Raw genomic sequence first — 16,299 nt, 5'->3', positions numbered from 1 at the left:
GCATCGGCATGGTGGCTGTCGCGTTCTCTCCTATCCGGACTGTAACCGTCGGCTCTGGAGTCTCACCAGATCTGCTGACCTCTGCACCTGCAGAGCGCTCGCGGGCTTGGGAGTCGGGCTCCATCACCGCCGGTGGGGAGTTTCACCCCGCCCCGAGAACGATGCCGCAAGGGTAGCGGCGGCGGACAATATAAGTAAGGTCGTCCCTCCGGTCAAAACGGATTGGAGCTAAAGTTCGTCGATAAGCGACCGATATAGGCAGGTATCTATCACTACGTGGGGTGCCGGCTATGCGCATTGGCGAGTTGAACTGGACTGACGTTGGCAGGCGCCAGGGTGGGGTGTCTTCAGCTGCAGCGGAGCCCGCCACGCCGACACTCGGCAGTAATCGCGATATCGCTGACAGCGTTAAGGTATCGCTGTCGGAGCGGGCAGAAAAGGCTGAACAGAGCAACCGCAATCAAGATATTGATGACAGCGATTTACCGGAGGTCATCAAACGGTTGCTCAAGCATATCCGTGACCTGAAACAGCAGATTGCCGAGGTTCAGCAGCAGATAAGTGAGCTGGCTCGCCAACAGGATCTATCTGATGAAGAGCGCAGCCTGTTGATGGATGGCCTGCGTAGCCAACTTGCCAGCTTATCCAGCGCGCTCAGCACAGCCTACGCGAGCCTCACCAAGGCAACCAAGCAACAGGCGCTGAATGATGAGCAGCGTTCCAGCATGCTGAAGCTGCTCAACAGCTAAACTCCGTTCTATTTATGCAACAGTCTTTTCAGTTCGGTCAGACATATAGTTCGACAAAATACGAATAAATAGGCGTAGCATGGCCGCCTTCCTTTTTCGGCTTGTAATGGAGCGCCAATGTCAAACGTGCCAGAGAACAGCAGGGGCATTGCCAACGGGCTGATGTGCTTTCTTGCCGCGTGCTGTGGCCTGATTGTGGCCAATATTTACTATGCGCAGCCACTGGTCGGTCCGATCAGCCTATCGCTCGGCATGACGCCCGAGGCCAGCGGCCTCATCGTGACATTGACCCAGATCGGCTACGTGATTGGCCTGCTGCTGGTTGTGCCATTGGCAGACAGGCTCGAGAACAGGTCGCTGATCAGCGCGATGGTGCTGTTGTTGGCGCTGGCGTCGCTTGGCACTGCGCTGTCTGATTCTCCGCTCACCTTTCTGGCCTGCTCGCTGGTCATTGGCATCGGTGCGGTGGCGGTGCAGATTATCGTTCCCCTCGCAGCACACCTGGCTGCACCTGCGCGGCGGGGGCAGGTGGTCGGCAATGTGATGGGTGGCCTGATGTTCGGCATTATGCTGGCTCGGCCGGTATCCAGCTTTGTTGCGGATCTGGTCTCCTGGCGCGCCATGTTCTTCATTTCGGCCGGATTAATGGTTGCATTGGTGCTGGTCATGCGCCGGGTCATTCCGCGCCGGGTTCCTACTGCAAGCATGGGCTACCTGGCGCTGCTGCGGTCGATGGCAGCGCTGGCGCGGCACACACCTATTCTGCAGCGCCGAGCCTTCTATCAGGCAATGATGTTCGGGGCATTCAGCTTGTTCTGGACGACGACGCCGCTGTTGCTGGCTGGTCCGGACTTCGGGTTATCCCAGTCCGGCATTGCACTGTTTGCGCTGGCCGGTGTGGCGGGTGTGGTATCTGCCCCGGTTGCTGGCCGCTTGGCTGACCGCGGCCTTACCCGTGTCGCCACCATCAGCGCAATGGTGTCGGTGATGGTGGCGTTTGCGATGACGCATATTGTCGCGCCCGGATCTGCGCTATCGCTGCTGTTACTTGTGGTGGCCGCGGTGCTGCTTGATCTGGGCGTATCTGGCAATGTCGTACTGGGGCAGCGTGCGATCTACTCCCTGGGCGAGGCAGAGCGCAGTCGTTTAAACGCCCTCTACATGGCGACCTTCTTTGTTGGCGGGGCGATTGGCTCAGCGCTGGGCGCCTGGGCGTATGTCAGCGGTGGCTGGCTGGCCGCGTCCCTGCTCGGCGGCTCGATGCCACTGCTGGCGCTGTTGGTATTGCTGGTGGGTGAGCCGGGCGGGTATCACGAGCGCGAGGTTGAAGCCCAGTAATGGCATGGCGGGGCAGTGAAGCTGCACCGCCTTAGGCCTTAGTGGGGCAGCGTCAGCCTGACGACCTCGTCAACAATCTCCATGCCGGGCTCGGCGAGGAAATCCGGATCGGCGTAGGCTGGGTTCGGGTAGTTGTAGAAGCCGCTGCCGGTCTGCAGCCCCAGCTTGCCCTGATCAAGAAAGTTGTGCTTGATGTAGTCTGCGTTCTTGAGTGCTTGTTCGTCCTGATTGAGGTTGCCCCAATACTGAGTGACGTCGTAGTAGGTTTTCATTCCGACGACGTCGATCACGCCAAACGGTCCCATGCTCACTCCGCGATTCATCACCATGTAGGTTCTGTCGACGGTCTCCGGCGTCGTAATGCCGTTGGTGACGAGGGTTTGTGCAGCGGTCAACAATGGCACCAGCAGGGAGTTGATAACGTAGCCATTCTGCGGCTTGCGCACCGGTACCGGGATCATGCCAATCTCGATGGCGAACCGAGTAATGCTGCGCAGCGTCTGCTCGGCTGTGCTTGCGTGGGCCATAATTTCGGCCAGGTTCATGGACCAGATCAGATTGGCGAAATGCAGCGCGCAGTACTTGTCGGGCCGTCCGGTGTCCTCAGCGAACTGGCTTGGCAACAAGGTGGAGGAATTGGTTGCCACCAGACAGTTCGCAGGTAGCAACGGCGCCATGTCGCGGTATACCTGTGATTTGATCTCGGGGATTTCTGGGACTGCTTCAATAACCAGCTCGGCGTCAGCGACGGCGTCCGCCAGGTCGCTGCTGTAGCGCAGGCGAGCAAACGTCTGCTCGATTTGCTCCGGGCTTGCGCCGAGGTCCTTGCGATAAATATCCGCATACTGCTGGTGAGCAATTTGACCGCGCGCCAGTGCTTCGGAAAACAGATCATAGACCACAACCTGCTTTCCTTTAAACGCGCTGTGCCATGCAATCTGGGCGCCCAGAACGCCGGCACCCAGTACGGTGAGGTGGTTAACGGATGTGTTCAAGCGGGAGTCTCCACTAATCATGCCGCCCGGGTTCCAGGGCGAGCGTTGCTGTTGTCTGACTGTGCATTGCGAGGTAGAAACTCGAGGATGTCGTCCTCAAGCGATTCATTCAGCAGCATTTGACGGTCGTCTTCGTACGAGTTGAGCAGGCGCCACGGCGCGACTTGTCCCTGGCGGGGCAGCACCGTATTTGCACGCTGCACATAACCGGACTCAAGCGCTCCCAGTACCGATGCATTTTGTTCGGTGCAACCCTGGTAATCGCGTGGGGTAACTACCTGCATGCCGATTGCGCGAAGGTGGTTGATCAGCCGGCAGACATAACGTGCCGCGATATCCGACTTCAGGGTCCAGGGGGCGTTGGTATAGCCAAAGATCCAGGCCATATTCGGTACGTTCTGCAGCAGCACCCCTTTGTAGGTCATCTGCTGCTGCAGGTCGAAGGGCTTGCCGTCAATCAGCAGTTGGGTGCCGCCGAGCAGCTGCACTTTGAGTCCGGTCGCGGTGATGATGATGTCGGCATCCAATTCCTGCCCTGATGCTAGCTTGATGCCGCGTTCGGTAAAGGTGTCGATCTGATCAGTGACCACGGATGCTTTGCCGCTGTTGATCGCCTTGAACAGATCGCCATCGGGCACGGCGCAGAGGCGCTGGTCCCATGGCATGTAGCTGGGGGTGAAGTGTTTCATCTGTGCCGGATCGTCCAGCTGTTTGGCGACCTGGTTGAGCAGGTGTTTACGCATGCGCTCAGGCCAGCGGCGTGCGGCTTTGAACAGCCAGCGCTGAATCAGAATGTTGCGCTTCCGGGCCATGCCATTGGCCCAGCTTTCGGGCATCACCCTGCGTAGTATTTCTGTGATCTTGTCATGCGCCGGCACCGTCATCACATATGAGGGTGAGCGCTGCAGCATGGTGACGTGTGCCGCCTGGTCGGCCATCGCCGGCACCACTGTAACCGCCGTGGCGCCACTGCCGATAACAACGACCTTCTTGCCCTTGTAGTCCAGGTCTGCTGGCCAGTGCTGGGGGTGGATGCACCGACCCTGAAAGCGCTCAACGCCCGGGAAATCGGGAAGGTAGCCGTTCTTGTGGTCGTAGTACCCCGTGCAGCTGATTAGGAAGTCGCAGCTGTAGTGGCGTGGCTCCCCGTTGCTCAGGTCGCGCGCACTGATGATCCACTGTTGCTGTTCACTGCACCATTGGGCCTGCTCGGTCTCGATACCAAAGCGAATCAGCTTGTCCACGCCATATTCACGCGCAGTATCGCCAATGTAGTTGCGGATGGATTCGCCGTCGGCCAGGGTATTGAGCGCATTCCAGGGACGAAAGTCGTAGCCGAAGCTGAACATGTCCGAATCAGAGCGGATGCCGGGGTAGTTGAACAGGTCCCAGGTGCCACCGACGCGCTCCCGGCGCTCAAGAATGGCGATGCGTTTGCCCGGGCACTCTTGCGAGAGGTGCACCGCTGTCCCGATGCCGGACAAACCGGCGCCGATGATCAGCACGTCGACGTGCTCGTTGGTCATAGTGGTTTCTCTTTTTATTATGTGTTGCTTGCGAGAACTATAAGATTGCACGCCAGTGCCTGGATCGAGCTGGTCGAATCCGGAAAACAAGTCGACATTTATTGCCAACGATAGGGGATAAATGGGGGAGGCTCAGCCGCGCATTGCGGCTGAGTAGAGAAGGTCAGTGAGCAGTTTGCGGGCGTCGTGCCGGCAACAGTAGGGCACAAATAATGCTGACCAGCGTTGATGTCAGTAATGCTCCAATAAAGGGGCCCAACGTTGGAATAGCATTAGGGAAACTGGCGATTAGCAGGCCCTGATAGAGGCTGCCGGTAGTTATCCATCCCGGTAGCAGGGCGCCGACCAGGCCAGCCAGCCCGCCGAGGATCGCTGCCGCCGGCGTCATGCGCGACCAGAGACCGAGCAACACCGGAACGACTGCGGTTGCGCAGAGCAGGTCCGCGATCAGGAATAGCCGCAGAACGGAGTTACCTTGAAGAGCAAGGATGACCACGGGGATCATCAGTAGCAATGTAAACCAGCGCGCGGCGGACAGGCTTAGCCCCTGCTTTTCAGTCACCGCAAGTGAAACAATGGCGTTCTGTAGGGTGTCGACCGACGAGGCAACCAGGGTAATCGCCAGCAGCAGCGCGGGCAGGGAAAGCCAGCCAGGCGCATCATGCAGCATGGCGAAGAAGGGAATGGGTGGGGAGCCGACATCGGCGCCACTCATCAGGGTCAGAATGCCCAGGCCGCCAACGGCAGCAACAACCAATACGGTGGCAACACCACCGATGACAGCGCCACGTCCCAGCGCAGACTCATCGCGTGCTGCCCAGAGTCGCTGCCAGTAGCCTTGGTGGAACAGGTTGGCTGCCGTCACCGCGATGATCAGAGTCAGCGCAACGCCGAACGCGGCAGACGCTGGAATACTCGGTAGTACTGCGTCTGCTTTGATGCTCGGCAGTCGGGTCATGGCAACACCGCCAACCAGCAGCAATAGCGCAATCAGCAACCAGCCTTGCCAGCGGTCGGTTGTCATGCTGGCGCGCAGCCCACCCCATGCCGTGTAGATCAGCGTGGTCAGTGCCACACCCACCACCACTAGGTTGCCATTGATATCAGACAGCATGGAGGTAATCGCCCCAATTGCTGTCAGCTCCGCGATCAGAAAACACGCCATATATAGCAGCGAGATGAGCCCGACCCAGCGGCGGACACCAAGACCATAGCAGTGCTGGGCGAATTCACCGATGCTGCGGCCTTCCGGCAGACGGCGACGAATCGCCGGGCCGCAAAGGGCGAAGACTAGAAAGGGCAGGGCCGCCCCGACTGCATAGCCAGCCAAGCCCAGCGGCCCGACCAGCACGCCGACTTCCGGCGGAGCAAACAGAATCCAGCCACCCATGCCTGATGCCAGGAAGGAGAGGCCGATAGCCCAGCTGCTCTGCGAATTGCGAGCGGTAACAAAGTCGTCAAGAGCTTCCTGGCCGCGTGAGCGCAGGCCGATCCAGACAAACAGCAACAACACGGCAGCCAGGGCTGCAATGGACAGGTACAGCATGTCGCGCTTCCTCCGCCGGTATGAGCCGGATCAGGTTCCAGGGTTTGGGCCTGCCAAGGCGTGGCCTGTTCTCAGCCCGAAGCGCATGACTTCGGACACCCCTGGCGACAGGTGGAATGGTATACAGGTAATCCTGGTACATGATGTCACATATCTATCACCCATCGTTAGCCAGATGGCGGTATCGTTAGGGGTTTGCTGTTGGACTTGTTAACTAAAACAATCGAGTATGCCCACCGCATGGAGTAGCTTCGGAGCGCTCGTTCTTTGACCGGCTGCGCCTAAGCGCGCAGTCATTGCGGGTGCCATCATGAGCGACGATTCTGATGTGAAGACCGATAGCCCTGACGCGGGGCAAACGGCCATTGAAACCGTGCTGGACAGCCTGGATGCGCTGGTTTATGTCGCCGACATGCAGACCCATGAGCTGTTGTTCCTCAACGCTTATGGACGTGCCGAATGGGGCGAAATCGATAACCGAAAATGTTGGCAGGTGTTGCAAAAAGGGCAGAAAGGTCCGTGCACATTCTGCAACAACGCAATGTTGGTGGACGCCGAGGGCGCGGCGACTGGGGTACAGGTCTGGGAGTTTCGCAATACCCGGAATAACCGCTGGTATCAGTGCCGCGACCAGGCCATTCGCTGGCCCGACGGCCGGCTGGTACGCATAGAAATCGCTACCGACATTACCGATCTCAAGGATCTGCAGACGCAACTCACCGCTGCGCGCCTGCAGGCCGAGCAACTGGCCAACGAAGATGCGCTCACCGGGCTGGCCAACCGCCGCGCGTTGTTTGCCCTCGGCCGGTCGGCCATTGAGCAGGCTCGGCGCCAAGGCCACCCGGTAGCACTGATTGCGCTGGATGCCGACCGTTTCAAGCGCATCAACGATTGTTATGGGCATGCAGCCGGTGATGTCGTGTTAAAGGCGCTGGCAGAGGTGCTCAGAAGTCATACCCGTGCGGCGGATATCGCAGCCAGGCTGGGCGGCGAGGAGTTTGCTGTTTTGCTACCGGCAACCGGGCTGAAGGCTGCCCGCGACCTGGCCGAGCGGTTGCGTGCTTCTATCGAGGCGCTGGATATCGACTACCGTGGCCAGCGCATCCAGATGACCTGCAGTTTTGGTGTAACCGCTTCGGATAGTGGCAGCGCGACTCTTGATCAGTTGCTCAATGCGGCAGACTTGGCCACCTATCGGGCAAAAGCCGGTGGCCGTAACCGGGTTGAGGACGAAGTCTGCCGCTGATGCGGCACCAAGTCCAAGCTGCCGCTGGCCTAATTGCCGCAAGGTTCGCTAGCATGCCTGCACAACCGTGAAAAGGAAGTTGCCAGCCAATGGCCAATAATAAGAAATCCAGAGAGGCCGCCCCCGTTCCGTCGCTGTGGCGATTGCTTTTGCCGCTTGTTCTAGTCGCTGGCGCAGTCGTCGTCTGGTGGTTCAGTATGCGCACCAGTGAGCCGGTTTTGCCGCCTGTCGCGCCAGCGGTGCAACCGGTCGCTGTGACGCCGCCTGCGCTAGCTCGGGATTCAGTCGTTCTCCAGGATCGGCACTACGTTGGTCGTGAGGTATGTGCTGGTTGCCATGAGCAGCAGACTCGCGATTTCGACGGCTCGCACCATGATCAGGCGATGCAAGAAGCCAGTGGGGTAACTGTCCTGGGGGACTTCAATAATGCCACCTTCCGTTTTGGCGGGGTGACCAGCACCTTCTTCCAGCGTGACGGCCAGTTTCTGGTCAATACCCTGGGGCCGGATGGCCGCCAGCATGACTATGTTGCCGAGTACACCTTTGGGGTCTATCCGCTGCAGCAGTATCTGCTGGCGATGCCCGGCGGCCGTTATCAGGCGTTCAGTGTTGCCTGGGACGCGCGGCCAGCTGGGGAGGGCGGCCAGCGCTGGTTCCAGCTCAACCCTGATGTCAATGGCGACGACCCGGTCAAGGCGCTGCACTGGAGTGGCCGTCAGTTCAACTGGAACCTGATGTGCGCTGAATGCCATTCAACCAATCTGGAACGCAATTTCAACGCCGCGACCGACCGTTATGACACCCGCTGGGCCGAGATCGACGTGTCCTGCGAGTCCTGCCACGGCCCGGCGTCGGACCATCTGGATTGGGCCGAGACGCCTGATGCGCACCCAGACATGGCGAATACCCTAGGTCTTGCGGTGCGCTTTGATGAGCGTGAGGGTGTCACCTGGCAGCATGACGAGAACGGCACGCCCAGTCGCAGCAAACCGCGCGACAGCGAGAAGGAAACTCAAGCCTGTGCTGCCTGCCACTCCCGCCGTGCGCAACTGTTTGATGACCCGCAGGATGCCGGTTTGCTGGTGGAAAATTATCTGCTCGCTACCCTTGATCAGGGCCTGTATTACCCCGACGGTCAGATTCAGGATGAGGTGTTTGTGCATGGCTCGTTACTGCAGAGCAAAATGTATCAGGCTGGCGTGACCTGCAGTGACTGCCACAACCCGCACTCGCTGGAACTCAAGGTCCCCGGCGATGGTGTCTGCCTGCAGTGTCACCAGGCCGACCAGTACCAGACGCCGAAGCACCACTTTCACAGCAGCGTGCAGGGCAGCGCCTGCGTGGATTGCCATATGCCGACCACAACGTACATGGAAGTGGATCCTCGGCGCGATCACAGCTTGCGTATTCCGCGTCCTGATCTGAGCGTCAGCCTCGGTGTGCCCAACGCCTGCAATCAGTGTCACAGCGACGAAACACCCGAATGGGCGGCAGAGCACGTCGAACAATGGTACGGGCACGTACCGCAGGGCTTGCAGCAGTATGCGCACACTCTGGCAGCCGGCCGAGCGGGATCTGTTGGCGCCCAGAAGGATCTGTTGACGCTGTTGGCCGACGAAGGCCAGCCAGCGATCGCCCGTGCCACTGCCGCCAGCCTGCTGCAGGCCTGGCCTGGGCCGGAGGTAGCCCAGTCGCTGTTCGTTGCCCTGCGTGCGAAGGACCCGGTGATTCGCCTGGGCGCGCTGGAGGCGATTGGCAGTTACCCGCCGGTCACCCGTTGGCAGCTTGCCAGCCCGCTGCTGGATGCGCCTGAACGCGTGGTCAGGCTGCAGGCGGCCGCGCAGTTGCTGGATATTCCGCCAGAGCAGATGCAAGGTAATGACATTGAAAAGTTGCGCCAGGCGCAGCAGCAATACCTCAAAGCGCAACAGGCCAACGCCGATGATCCTTCGGCGCAGTTAAACATTGGCCTGTACTATCAGGCGCGTAATCAGCTTGCACTGGCGGAAGATGCCTACGCACAGGCCTTAAAGCTTGATCCCTATTTCATCGGTGCCTACATCAATCTGGCCGATCTGTATCGCGCGTCGATGCGCGATCCTATGGCCGAAACACTGCTTAACAAAGGGTTGGAGGCGTTGCCGCAGGCTGCCCCGTTGCACTTCAGCCTGGGGCTGCTCAAGGTACGCAGCAAGGATATGACCACCGCTCTGATCGAGCTGCGCCGGGCAGTTGTGCTCGACCCGCAGAACACCCACTATCGATACGTGCTCGCCGTCGCGCTCAACAGTGCCGATCAGCGCGCCGCTGCCCTAGCGCTAATTGCCGAAGGGCTTGATTTGACTCCTGCCAACCAAACCCTGTTGACACTGCAACAACAGCTTCAGAACAAGGATGCAACGCAATGACTTTGGAAGTGATCGTCGGCGATCTTGGCAACGAAATTCATGCTACGGCGTTGAAGTCGTTGCTCGCTGAATATGCGCTTGACCCTATGGGTGGCGCTGCGGCGCTTGCTCCGGAGTTGCTCGAATCACTACCGGAAAAGCTGTCCTCACGGACGGATTACCTGTTTGTGCTCGCGGTTGCCGACGGCCAGTATGTTGGCCTGGTCAACTGCTTCGAGGCGTTTTCCACGTTCAAGGGCAAGCCGCTAATCAATATTCACGACGTGATCGTTTCACGCCGTTGGCGAGGGCAGGGCATTGCTCGGCAGATGCTGAATCAGGTCGAGGACATTGCCCGGCAGCGAGGTTGCTGCAAGCTCACCCTGGAAGTGTTGGAAGGTAACCAGGCTGCTCAGCGTAGCTACCTTGGTTTTGGCTTTCAGGGTTACCAACTGCTGCCGGAAATGGGCCGGGCACTGTTCTGGGAAAAACCGCTGTAGCGGCTACTGCTGAGCCTGACGCATCGCCTGACTGGCTTGCACTACCCGGTTGGCGGGCACTCGCAGTTGCTCCAGCAGATAGCTGGCAAAGGTCGGGTGGTACGGCTGTTTTGCTATCGCCCGTGCCATGCATTCAAGCCACTGGTCCCGCAGCTCCGGGCCTACATCCCATTTGGCATGAAAGGCGGGAATACTGATGCCGCCATACTGCTGCTGAAACAGTCTCGGCCCTCCCAGCCAGCCTGACAGAAATGCGGTCAGCTTAGCTCGCGCCGACGCCAAATCCGGCGCGTGCAGGGCCCGCAGTTCCTGTGCGCCTTCCCAGCTGTCCATCTCTTGATAAAAATCGTCGACCAGCAGGCGAATGCCATCAATGCCGCCAGCAGCCTGGTAGGACGCGTCGGCAGTGCCGTAAGGGGGTAGGGATTGGGTCATGTTCTGCACCTCATGGTAATACCTTGATGGTACGCATTCGGCATATTTAAACCAGCGACCTCTCTGCGGCCTGTCGCCGCACCGCTCGTGCCTGTCTCAAGTTAGCACTGCGTTGGCGCGCAGTGCTCATCCGCGGCAGATTGCCGCACCCATTGAGGCGCCTGCCGCAGAGCAGGAGTCTCCCGCTACAAGCCGCGCCACACGTGACTTGCGACCCGTTCGCATTCAGCTACGCGCGTTATGGAATGGCAAATTTGGAACGATGTATTGACCTGTGTCACTAGTTGTTACAATTGCGCGCCATCATGAAATACTTTGTAATACTTCTCGTAACACGTTCCAGACGTCCGATCTGGCTCTCCACGGAAGGTGCCGCTCCCGCGGCCACTCAGGCGATTGAAGATGTACGCCGCCCCAGTCTGCACAAGACATAACCGCTGACCCATAACGACACCAGGCAGCACTCGACGCGCGCTCATGCGGGAGACGCTCGGGTACTGCTGCGTACGTAATGGGCCCGGCGACAGTGTGGGTGAACATCAGGCCTGGATTGGTGAGGTTGAGGTCGGCTGGATAGCTCGGTTTATGGGTATAAGTCCGCTATCCAGCCAATGACCTGTCGCACCTGTCTGGCGTGATGTTTGCCGGCCTGTCATGGCGAACACTTCATGCTGCGAACGTGTTGCACCTCGTTCCCTGTCGGGCGCGAGGGCCTGTTCAACGACTAAGGCTGCAACATGAACCCGAAGCAGATAACTTCACTCCTGAAACGGCTCGCCTGGCTGCCGCTGCTGATGCTTAGTGGCTGCAAGATGGTGTTGCTGGACCCGAAAGGGCAGGTCGGCGTCGACGAAAAGTCGCTGATCATCACCGCCACGTTGCTGATGCTGATCGTGGTAATCCCGGTCATCGTGATGACCCTGGTGTTTGCCTGGAAATATCGTGCAAGCAACACCAAGGCGACCTACCGACCTAACTGGTCCCACTCCACCGCGATTGAACTGGTGGTCTGGATCATTCCCTGTGTGATCGTTGCCATCCTCGGCACCATCACCTGGAAGACCACCCACGAGCTGGACCCGTACCGCCCGCTGGACTCGGACGTAAAACCGATTGAAGTGCAGGTGGTATCGCTGGACTGGAAGTGGCTGTTCATCTACCCGGAACAGGGCATAGCCACCGTTAACGAACTGGCCTTCCCGGTCGACACCCCCGTCAACTTCAAGATCACCTCCCAATCGGCGATGAATTCCTTCTTCATCCCTGCGCTGGGCAGCCAGATCTACTCCATGGCCGGCATGCAGACCAAGCTGCACCTGATCGCCAACCATGAAGGCAGTTACGACGGTTTCTCCGCCAACCTCAGTGGCGAAGGCTTCTCCGACATGAAGTTCCAGGCCATCGCCACCAGCGAGCAGGGCTTCAACGACTGGGTTAGCCAGGTCAAAGCCAATACCGAGACGCTGGATCTGAACAGTTATCCCGCGCTGGCAGCCCCGAGCAAGGCCGATCCGGTCCGCTACTACGGCAGCGTTAGCCCGATCCTGTACGACACCATCCTCATGCAATACCACAACGGCGGTAAGCACGCGGCCGGCCACGAAGACCACGCGGGTCACGCCGGCCATGAGGCACATGCGGGCGCCGAAATGGCGGGCATGCCCATGAACGCTGCCGAGGAGACCCACTGATGTTTGGCAAGCTGACACTCGAGGCCGTGCCGTTTCACGAGCCCATTATCATGGTCACCCTGGCGATCGTTGCGATTGCCGGTCTGGGGATCTTTGGCGCCATCACCTACTACCGCAAGTGGGGCTACCTGTGGACCGAGTGGCTGACCTCGGTCGACCACAAGAAAATCGGTGTGATGTACATCCTGGTTGCCCTGATCATGCTGCTGCGCGGTTTTGCCGACGCGATCATGATGCGCGGCCAGCTCGCGGTGGCCGAAGGGGCATCACAGGGCTATCTGCCGCCGGAGCACTACGACCAGATCTTTACCGCCCACGGCGTAATCATGATTATCTTCATGGCCATGCCGTTCATGGTCGGTCTGATGAACATCGCGGTACCGCTGCAAATTGGCGCCCGTGACGTTGCCTTCCCGTTCCTTAACTCGCTGAGCTTCTGGCTGTTCGTGGCCGGCGCGATTCTGGTCAACGTGTCGCTGGGGGTAGGGGAGTTCGCCCGCACCGGTTGGGTTGCCTACCCGCCGCTGGCCGAACTGGGCTACAGCCCGGGCGTGGGGGTCGACTATTACATCTGGGCGCTGCAGTTATCGGGGTTAGGGACGCTGCTGACCGGCGTCAACTTCCTGGTCACCGTATTCAAGATGCGTGCGCCGGGCATGACGCTGATGAAAATGCCGGTCTTCACCTGGACCTGTACCTTCACCAACATTCTGATCATCGCATCCTTCCCGATTCTGACCGCCACTCTGGGGCTGCTGAGTCTGGACCGTTATCTGGGCATGCACTTCTTCACCAACGAGCTTGGCGGCAACGCCATGATGTACATCAACCTGTTCTGGGCCTGGGGTCATCCCGAGGTGTACATCCTGATCCTGCCGGCGTTCGGTATCTTCTCTGAAGTGATTTCGACCTTTTCGGGCAAGAAGCTGTTCGGCTATACCTCGATGATCTGGGCCAGCGCGGCGATCACCGTACTGGGCTTCGTGGTCTGGCTGCATCACTTCTTCACCATGGGCTCGGGTGCCAACGTCAACGCGTTCTTCGGCGTGGCTACCATGATCATTTCGGTGCCAACGGGGGTGAAGCTGTTCAACTGGCTGTTCACCATGTTCCGCGGTCGCGTGCAGTTCACCACCCCGGTGCTGTGGACCCTGGGCTTTATGGTGACCTTCACCGTGGGCGGTATGACCGGCGTTCTGCTGGCCGTGCCAGGTGCGGACTTCGTGCTGCACAACAGCCTGTTTTTGATCGCCCACTTCCACAACACCATCATCGGTGGTGCGGTATTCGGTTATCTGGCCGGCTTTACCTTCTGGTTCCCGAAGGCCTTCGGCTTCAAGCTGGATGAGCGTCTGGGCAAGGGGGCCTTCTGGTGCTGGATTACCGGTTTCTTCGTGGCCTTCATGCCGCTGTATATCCTCGGCTTCATGGGCATGACCCGTCGCCTGAACCATTACGACAACCCGATGTGGCAGCCGTACCTGATCGTTGCCTTCTTCGGTGCAGGCCTGATTCTGTGCGGCATTCTGTTCCAGCTGGCACAACTGGTGGTCAGCCTGCGCAACCGTGAATCGCTGCGTGACGTCACCGGTGACCCGTGGGGTGGTCGCACCCTAGAGTGGTCCACCAGTTCGCCGCCACCGTTCTACAACTTCGCGGTTACCCCGACCGTGCGTGTACTGGATGCCTTCCAGGATATGAAAGAGCGTGGCGAGGCCTATCTTCGCCCCGATCACTACGCGCCGATTCACATGCCGAAGAACACTTCAGCTGGCGTGATTATTGGTCTGGTGGGCGCGGTATTCGGCTTTGCCCTGGTCTGGCACATCTGGTGGCTGGGCGCGGTTAGCTTCATCGGCATGATCGCGACCTTTATCGCACGCAGCTACAACGAGGACGTCGACTACTACGTGCAGCCCGACGAAATCGAGCGTGTCGAGAACCTGCATCATGCCAGCTTTGAGGCGCCGCGTTCGGTGCTGAACACTCAACCCGTTGCGGAGCAGATCTGATGTCGAGCACTGTAATGCACTCCAACCACGCCGTGGCACATGACGACCACGCGCACCACGACACCGGCGGCAACACCGTATTCGGCTTCTGGCTGTACCTGATGACCGACTGCATCCTGTTCGCCTGCGTGTTCGCCACCTATGCCGTGCTGGTCAACCACACGGCCGGTGGCCCCAGCGGCAAGGACATCTTCGAGCTGCCCTACGTGCTGGGTGAAACCGCGCTGCTGCTGGTCAGCAGCTGCACCTACGGCTTTGCCATGATCGCGGCGCACCGTGGCTTCAAAGGTCAGACACTAGCCTGGCTGGCGGCGACCTTTGTGCTGGGCGCGGGTTTTATCGGGATGGAAATCAACGAATTCCACCACCTGATTGCCGAAGGCTTTGGCCCAGACAAGAGCGCGTTCCTGTCGTCCTTCTTCACCCTGGTCGGCATGCACGGTCTGCACGTGACCGCCGGCCTGGTGTGGATGGTCATCATGATGCTGCAGGTAAGCAAGCGCGGTTTGACTGACCGTAACAACACACGCCTGATGTGCCTGAGCCTGTTCTGGCACTTCCTGGATATCGTCTGGATCTGCGTGTTCACCATTGTCTATCTGATGGGGGTTGTCTGATGAGTCATGCGCATTCCGATGCCGGTGCCGGTCACGGCAGCTACGGCTCCTACGCCATCGGCTTTATTCTCTCGGTCATCCTCACCGCCATCCCGTTCGGGATGGTGATGAGTGGGCAGTTCAGCCAGAGCGTCAATCTGATCAGCATGGTCGTCATGGGCGTTGTGCAGATCGTGGTGCATCTGGTGTGCTTCCTGCACATGAACACCTCGTCCGAGGGCCGCTGGAATCTGGTGGCCTTCCTGTTCACCGTGCTGATCATCGTCATGCTGGTGGGGCTGGCCATCTGGATCATGGTCAACGCCGACATGCTGATGATGCCCTGGATGTTCCAGTGAAACTGAAACGCTATCTGCTGGTCACCAAGCCCGGCATCATATTTGGCAACCTGATTGCGGTGGCGGGGGGATACTTCCTCGCCGCTCAGGGGCAGATCGATCTCGGTCTGCTGCTGGCTACCGTGATCGGGCTGTCGCTGGTGGTTGCCAGTGGCTGCGTGATGAACAACTGCATCGACCGCGACATTGATCGGCATATGCAGCGGACGCGGAGCAGGGTGCTGGTCACCGGGCAGATTTCGCTGCTGGCGGCACTGGCGCACGGTGTGGTGCTGGGGCTGGCCGGTTTCGGTCTGCTTTGGTGGTACACCACGCCGGTCGCCACCGCGCTGGCGGCGTTCGGCTTCTTTATCTATGTGGGCGTCTACAGCCTCTGGATGAAGCGCCGTTCGGTCTACGGCACGCTGGTCGGCAGCCTGTCGGGTGCCATGCCGCCGGTGGTGGGCTACTGCGCCGTGACCGGTCAATTCGACACCGGTGCCGCGCTGTTGCTGTTGATCTTCTGTCTGTGGCAGATGCCGCATTCGTACGCGATTGCCATCTTCCGCTTCGATGATTACAGCGCAGCCGGCATTCCGGTACTACCGGTCAAAGAGGGCATTCGGGTCACCAAACAGCACATCGTCTGGTACATCCTCGCCTTTGCGGCGGCAGCACTGATGCTGACGCTGTCCGGTTTTGCCGGTTACGGTTATCTGGTCATCGCGCTGCTGGTCAGCATCTGGTGGCTGGTGATTGCGCTGTCCGGTTACCGCGAAGAGGTGGATGATCGGTTGTGGGCACGCAAGCTGTTCGGCTTCTCGATCATCGCCATCACCGCGCTGAGTCTGATGATGTCGATCGACTTTCGGGTCTTGCCGTCGCCAACGTTGTTTGCCGGTCTCTGATTGAATGCGCCTGGGCTGCAGGCTCAGGCGCA

General features: G+C 59.4%; 14 protein-coding genes and 2 riboswitches. Of the genes, 10 read left to right on the top strand and 4 right to left on the bottom strand.

Annotated elements, in window-relative coordinates; all coding sequences use genetic code 11:
* Nucleotides 1-18: 18 nt before the first annotated feature.
* Nucleotides 19-164, bottom strand: a riboswitch (FMN riboswitch).
* 126 nt (nt 165-290) lie between these two features.
* Together C1949_RS16990 and C1949_RS16985 are read left to right on the top strand one after the other, a co-directional pair.
* Nucleotides 291-749: a hypothetical protein gene (locus C1949_RS16990; protein ID WP_104739617.1), complete on the top strand. Its 459-nt coding sequence runs from the start codon at nt 291-293 to the stop codon at nt 747-749.
* Nucleotides 750-866: 117 nt separating this feature from the next.
* On the top strand, nt 867-2,087 hold the full coding sequence (locus tag C1949_RS16985; protein ID WP_104739616.1) for an MFS transporter: 1,221 nt from the start codon (nt 867-869) through the stop codon (nt 2,085-2,087).
* A gap of 38 nt (nt 2,088-2,125) precedes the next feature.
* Here the strand turns inward: C1949_RS16985 and C1949_RS16980 are convergent, their stop codons facing one another.
* The 3 genes from C1949_RS16980 to C1949_RS16970 form a co-directional block, all read right to left on the bottom strand.
* Nucleotides 2,126-3,082 (bottom strand): 3-hydroxyacyl-CoA dehydrogenase, encoded by a 957-nt coding sequence (locus C1949_RS16980; RefSeq protein WP_229744373.1) that lies wholly within the window; start codon nt 3,080-3,082, stop codon nt 2,126-2,128.
* Nucleotides 3,083-3,099: 17 nt separating this feature from the next.
* Nucleotides 3,100-4,608 (bottom strand): flavin-containing monooxygenase, encoded by a 1,509-nt coding sequence (locus C1949_RS16975; protein WP_104739614.1) that lies wholly within the window; start codon nt 4,606-4,608, stop codon nt 3,100-3,102.
* Nucleotides 4,609-4,771: 163 nt separating this feature from the next.
* Nucleotides 4,772-6,154, bottom strand: a complete 1,383-nt coding sequence (locus C1949_RS16970) for a sodium:solute symporter family transporter (protein WP_104739613.1) — start codon at nt 6,152-6,154, stop codon at nt 4,772-4,774.
* Nucleotides 6,144-6,267, bottom strand: a riboswitch (TPP riboswitch). It overlaps the preceding gene by 11 nt.
* 197 nt (nt 6,268-6,464) lie before the next feature.
* Here C1949_RS16970 and C1949_RS16965 point away from each other — a divergent pair.
* From C1949_RS16965 to C1949_RS16955, 3 genes are all read left to right on the top strand, one after another.
* Nucleotides 6,465-7,400, top strand: a complete 936-nt coding sequence (locus tag C1949_RS16965) for a GGDEF domain-containing protein (protein ID WP_104739612.1) — start codon at nt 6,465-6,467, stop codon at nt 7,398-7,400.
* 197 nt (nt 7,401-7,597) lie between these two features.
* Nucleotides 7,598-9,808, top strand: a complete 2,211-nt coding sequence (locus tag C1949_RS16960; RefSeq protein ID WP_170063104.1) for a multiheme c-type cytochrome — start codon at nt 7,598-7,600, stop codon at nt 9,806-9,808.
* Entirely contained in the window at nt 9,805-10,287 is a 483-nt protein-coding gene (locus C1949_RS16955) for a GNAT family N-acetyltransferase (protein WP_104739610.1), read from the top strand. The genes C1949_RS16960 and C1949_RS16955 overlap by 4 nt, the downstream gene beginning before the upstream one ends.
* Before the next feature lie 3 nt (nt 10,288-10,290).
* Here C1949_RS16955 and C1949_RS16950 read toward each other — a convergent pair whose 3' ends face one another.
* A complete protein-coding gene (locus C1949_RS16950; protein WP_104739609.1) occupies nt 10,291-10,722 on the bottom strand; it encodes a group II truncated hemoglobin in 432 nt (143 codons plus the stop codon).
* A gap of 737 nt (nt 10,723-11,459) precedes the next feature.
* On the opposite strand from C1949_RS16950, the gene cyoA reads away from it, so the two are divergent.
* The 5 genes from cyoA to cyoE are packed head-to-tail and all read left to right on the top strand — an operon-like array spanning nt 11,460 to nt 16,267.
* Nucleotides 11,460-12,413, top strand: a complete 954-nt coding sequence (cyoA, locus tag C1949_RS16945) for a ubiquinol oxidase subunit II (RefSeq protein WP_104739608.1) — start codon at nt 11,460-11,462, stop codon at nt 12,411-12,413.
* Nucleotides 12,413-14,425: a cytochrome o ubiquinol oxidase subunit I gene (gene cyoB, locus C1949_RS16940; RefSeq protein ID WP_104739607.1), complete on the top strand. Its 2,013-nt coding sequence runs from the start codon at nt 12,413-12,415 to the stop codon at nt 14,423-14,425. The genes cyoA and cyoB overlap by 1 nt, the downstream gene beginning before the upstream one ends.
* The gene (locus tag C1949_RS16935) at nt 14,425-15,042 is read left to right on the top strand and encodes a cytochrome o ubiquinol oxidase subunit III (protein ID WP_104739606.1); all 618 of its coding nucleotides are present in this window, start codon (nt 14,425-14,427) and stop codon (nt 15,040-15,042) included. Before cyoB ends, C1949_RS16935 begins: the two co-directional genes overlap by 1 nt.
* Nucleotides 15,039-15,380, top strand: coding sequence for a cytochrome o ubiquinol oxidase subunit IV (gene cyoD, locus C1949_RS16930; RefSeq protein WP_373289805.1), 342 nt, complete (start codon nt 15,039-15,041; stop codon nt 15,378-15,380). Before C1949_RS16935 ends, cyoD begins: the two co-directional genes overlap by 4 nt.
* On the top strand, nt 15,377-16,267 hold the full coding sequence (gene cyoE / locus C1949_RS16925; RefSeq protein WP_104739604.1) for a heme o synthase: 891 nt from the start codon (nt 15,377-15,379) through the stop codon (nt 16,265-16,267). Before cyoD ends, cyoE begins: the two co-directional genes overlap by 4 nt.
* The last annotated feature ends 32 nt before the right edge of the window (nt 16,268-16,299 follow it).

The sequence above is a fragment of the Halopseudomonas oceani genome (assembly GCF_002903165.1).
Lineage (GTDB): Bacteria > Pseudomonadota > Gammaproteobacteria > Pseudomonadales > Pseudomonadaceae > Halopseudomonas > Halopseudomonas oceani.
This window is presented reverse-complemented; position numbering and strand designations above follow the sequence as displayed.